The organism is Mesorhizobium sp. M2A.F.Ca.ET.039.01.1.1, from assembly GCF_003998035.1.
GTDB lineage: Bacteria > Pseudomonadota > Alphaproteobacteria > Rhizobiales > Rhizobiaceae > Mesorhizobium.
The window spans coordinates 1-3,591 of the sequence record NZ_RZRY01000642.1 but is presented as its reverse complement, the minus strand read 5'-3'; the positions used below and the strand labels follow the sequence as shown (position 1 = coordinate 3,591).

At 61.7% G+C, this 3,591-nt stretch carries 5 protein-coding genes and 1 pseudogene; 3 read left to right on the top strand and 3 right to left on the bottom strand.

The window, feature by feature from the left end:
• Positions 1-393 (top strand): annotated as a pseudogene (locus EOA24_RS31015) (hypothetical protein); the annotation flags it as partial.
• 164 nt (positions 394-557) lie between these two features.
• Here the strand turns inward: EOA24_RS31015 and EOA24_RS31010 are convergent.
• Positions 558-1,091: a helix-turn-helix domain-containing protein gene (locus EOA24_RS31010; protein ID WP_126080823.1), complete on the bottom strand. Its 534-nt coding sequence runs from the start codon at positions 1,089-1,091 to the stop codon at positions 558-560.
• An 88-nt stretch (positions 1,092-1,179) separates the two neighbouring features.
• On the opposite strand from EOA24_RS31010, the gene EOA24_RS31005 reads away from it, so the two are divergent.
• Both EOA24_RS31005 and EOA24_RS31000 read left to right on the top strand, forming a co-directional pair.
• Positions 1,180-2,037, top strand: a complete 858-nt coding sequence (locus EOA24_RS31005; RefSeq protein WP_126080824.1) for an alpha/beta hydrolase — start codon at positions 1,180-1,182, stop codon at positions 2,035-2,037.
• A 39-nt stretch (positions 2,038-2,076) separates the two neighbouring features.
• Positions 2,077-2,733 carry a glutathione S-transferase family protein gene (locus EOA24_RS31000; protein WP_126080825.1) on the top strand — a complete coding sequence of 219 codons (657 nt, stop codon included), beginning with the start codon at positions 2,077-2,079 and terminating at the stop codon, positions 2,731-2,733.
• Between the two features lie 103 nt (positions 2,734-2,836).
• On the opposite strand, the gene EOA24_RS30995 is transcribed toward EOA24_RS31000, so the two are convergent.
• Together EOA24_RS30995 and EOA24_RS30990 are read right to left on the bottom strand one after the other, a co-directional pair.
• Positions 2,837-3,112, bottom strand: a complete 276-nt coding sequence (locus EOA24_RS30995; protein WP_040998815.1) for a metalloregulator ArsR/SmtB family transcription factor — start codon at positions 3,110-3,112, stop codon at positions 2,837-2,839.
• A gap of 32 nt (positions 3,113-3,144) precedes the next feature.
• On the bottom strand, positions 3,145-3,591 hold a 447-nt coding region (locus EOA24_RS30990; RefSeq protein ID WP_127410439.1), incomplete at its 5' end, for an MFS transporter.

Genomic DNA, 3,591 nt, shown 5'->3' with positions numbered 1-3,591 from the left:
GAATGGAACCAGTCCGGCAGCGCCTCGATCGACCTGATGATGCAATGGGCGCAAAAGGCGACGGAAGACCAGAAATTCGACGTCGCGCTCGATTTCCTCGACCAGGTCGTGACCTTGCAGCCCGACTATGCCGAAGGCTGGAACCGGCGCGCCACCGTGCATTTCCTGATGAAGAATTACGGGAAGTCGATGGCCGACATCGACCGCACCCTGCAACTCGAGCCGCGCCATTTCGGCGCGCTTTCGGGCCTCGCCCAGATCATGTCCGAGACCGGCCACAAACAGTCGGCGCTGGAGGCCTGGCAAAAGGTGCTGGCGATCTATCCGATGATGCGCAGCGCCCAGGACCAGGTTTCAACGCTTTCGGAAGAGCTCGCCGGCGAGGGCATCTGACGCGCTTACGTGCGTCCCCTTCAGCTTAAAGCGCGTCGTGATCCTTCGGATTCGCTCCATGCGCTTTAGGTCTTTGATACGCATGTCTTATCCCGAAACCGGTTCCACTTTCGAGAGACATGCTTTAAATCGCGGCGCGCTGCACCCGATCCGCGCAACGGGCTTCAAGCCTCTGTCTTGATGTGGCGAAGTTCCTCGGCCTTGCGCTCGACGACGGCCTCATAAGCGGCCCGCAACTGCTGGCGCACGCTCGGCGCGCCGGGCGGCGTCCTCGAAGGCGCGCCTAGATGCTCATGGCGCAACTCGTCCATGAATTGCTCCCATAGCGGCGGACCGCCCTTTTCGAGCAGCTCGGCGCGGATCGACAATTCTTCGCTGACCGGCAGCCAGACGCGTCCCCAGGCGCCGAGCTGCGCCATGATCGGCACCAGCGTGATCGCCATCTCGGTCAGGCTGTAGATCGCCTTCTGCTTGTGGCTGGGGTCGTCGGCCTTGGTCAGCAGGCCGAGCGCCATCAGCCGCTTCAGCCGGTCGGCCAGGATGTTGGAGGCGATGCCCTCCAGCGAGCCATTGAGCAGCTCGCGAAAATGGCGCCGGCCGCCAAAGATCACGTCGCGCAGGATGATCAGGCTCCAACGGTCGCCGAACACTTCGAGCGACAGATTGATCGGGCAACCGGACCGGCGGTCGATGTTCATGGCAGTCTCCAGAAAAACCAGTTGCATTATGATATCGGTTTCACTATCGTGCAACTGATTGCAAAATGCAATCGGATTGGAGGAGCAGATGACCTACGCGGCGCAGCGCCCCGACATCGTTTCGGAAAGCTTCGGCAGTCCGAAAGATCCGCCGATCCTTCTGATCATGGGCGCCATGGCCTCGATGCTGTGGTGGCCGGAAGCCTTCTGCCGGCAACTCGCCAGGCGCGGCCGCTTTGTCATCCGCTACGACAACCGCGACACTGGACTGTCGACGAAATACCCGCCGGGCACGCCGCCCTACAATTTCGGGGATATGGTGGACGATGCGATCCAGGTGCTCGATGACCACGGCGTCGGCAAGGGGCATGTCGTCGGCCTGTCGATGGGCGGCATGCTCGCGCAGAACGTGGCGCTGAAATATCCTGAACGCGTCAGCGCGCTCACCGTGATCTCATCTTCGCCGCTCGGCGTCGATACGTCCGGCCTGCCCGGACCGACCGAAGCCTACAAGGAGCATTCGGCGCAAGGCGGCGACGTCGACTGGTCGAACAGGAAGCAGGTGCTCGACTTCATGGTCAAGGACGCCCGCGCGATCGCCAGCACGCGCCATCCATTCGACGAGGAACGCACGCACGCGATGATCGAGGCGGACTATGATCGCTCCGGCGGCCTCGCCAGCGCGACCAACCATTTCCTGCTCAAGGGCGGCGGCCCGAAACGGACGGTGCGAGACCTGATGGCACCGCTGCTCGTCATCCACGGCACCGCCGATCCGCTCTTTCCGATCGAACATGGCGAGGCGTTGGCAAAGGTGGTTCCCGGCGCAAGGCTGGTCAAGATCGAAGGCGGCGGCCATGAGCTGCACCGCAACGACTGGCGGCAGATCATCGACGCTATCGCGCCGAACGGCCGGAACTTGACGCGGCCGGCATGCGACAGGTGAATTCTTCAACCGTGATTGAAGGCGACAAAGAGGCCAAGCATGTCCCTGACTTTCCATTTCCACCCGCTGGCTTCGTTTTGCTGGAAGCCACTGATCGCGTTCTACGAGAACGACACGCCATTCAATCCGGTCATCGTCAATCTCGGCGACCAGGCCTCGCGCGCGGCGTTCCTGAAAGTGTCGCCGACTGGCAAGATGCCGGCGCTGCGCGACGATGCGCGCGAGCGAACGCTGCTGGAATCGACCATCATCATTGAATATCTGGCTGCGCATTATCCCGGGCCTGTCACGCTGGTGCCCACCGACATCGACTTTGCCCTTCAGGTCCGTCAGGCCGACCGCTTCTATGATTTCTACGTGCAGGCGCCGATGCAGAAGATCGTCGGCGACCGGCTGCGGCCAAAGAAGCAGACCGATCCATTCGGCGTCGAGGAAAGCCGCGCGCAGTTGCGCAACGCCTATGACATCGTCGAAAAGGAGATGCAGGAAAAAATCTGGGCGGTCGGCGACACCTTCACCATGGCCGACTGCTCGGCCTCACCCGCCTTGTTCTATGCCAACAAGGTTGAACCGTTCGGCGACAGGTTTCCGACGCTGAAACGCTATCACGATCGTCTGCTGGCGCGCCCATCCTTTGCCCGCGTGGTCGAGGAAGCGCAGCCCTATTTCAAGTTCTTCCCCTACAACAACGGCTAAAGCATGTCTCCCGAAAGTGGGAACCGGTATCGAGGACAAAGACATGCGTGAAATCAAAAACCTAAGCGTGGAGCGAATCTGAAAGATCGCGACGCGGTTTAGATCATTCCCCCGGCGCCGTTTCCCAGAACTGGTCGAGCCAGATGTTCAGCCTAAGGAAGCCGGCGCTGCTGACAGTATAGACGCGCCTGGTGCCTTCGGCCTTGGCATTGACAAGGCCGGCATCGAGCAGAACCTTCAGATGCTGGGAAACAGCCGGGCGCGAGACGGGCAATCCGGCCGCCAGTTCGTTCACCGTCTTCGGGCCGCGCCGGAGTTCTTCCAAGAGATAGCGCCGATTGGGGTCGGCTATCGCCACAAAGGCGTCAGAAAACATCATGCCGTTATTTGTGGGGCAAAGTTTTCGGAATCTCAACTATTGGTTTCAATCTTTCTGCGCGGATCGAGCCGGGTTGCTTCGGGCGTGACGGCGCGGTCCGCGGGCTGCGTCTTGAACGCATCGCGGTTTTCGATCGGCACCGGCGCGCGGGCGCGGATACGCAGCAGCGTGTAGCCGGCGAGGCTGAGATGAGCGAGCGCAGTTGCCAGGAAAAGCCCCTCCGGACGCACCGAACCCATCAAGGCCGCGGCCAAAAGCGGGCCGATCATCGTGCCGAAGCCGTAGAGCAGCAACAGGCCGCCCGAAACCTTGACGAAGTCCTCAGCGCGAGCATGGTCGTTGGCATGCGCGACGGCGATCGAATAGAGCGTGTAGGCGAAAGCGCCGTACGCAGCGGTCAGCACGATGACGAAGACGCCCGAGCGCGGCGCGAACATGAAGATCAGCACCGCGACCAGGGCCGCGCCGAAGGCAGCACC

What these genes read in the sequence shown, in the direction of transcription:
- EOA24_RS31010 (WP_126080823.1), bottom strand. Translation starts at nt 1,091, where the DNA reads ATGAACATCGACCGCCGGTCCGGTTGCCCGATCAATCTGTCGCTCGAA.
- EOA24_RS31005 (WP_126080824.1), top strand. Translation starts at nt 1,180, where the DNA reads ATGACCTACGCGGCGCAGCGCCCCGACATCGTTTCGGAAAGCTTCGGC.
- EOA24_RS31000 (WP_126080825.1), top strand. Translation starts at nt 2,077, where the DNA reads ATGTCCCTGACTTTCCATTTCCACCCGCTGGCTTCGTTTTGCTGGAAG.
- EOA24_RS30995 (WP_040998815.1), bottom strand. Translation starts at nt 3,112, where the DNA reads ATGATGTTTTCTGACGCCTTTGTGGCGATAGCCGACCCCAATCGGCGC.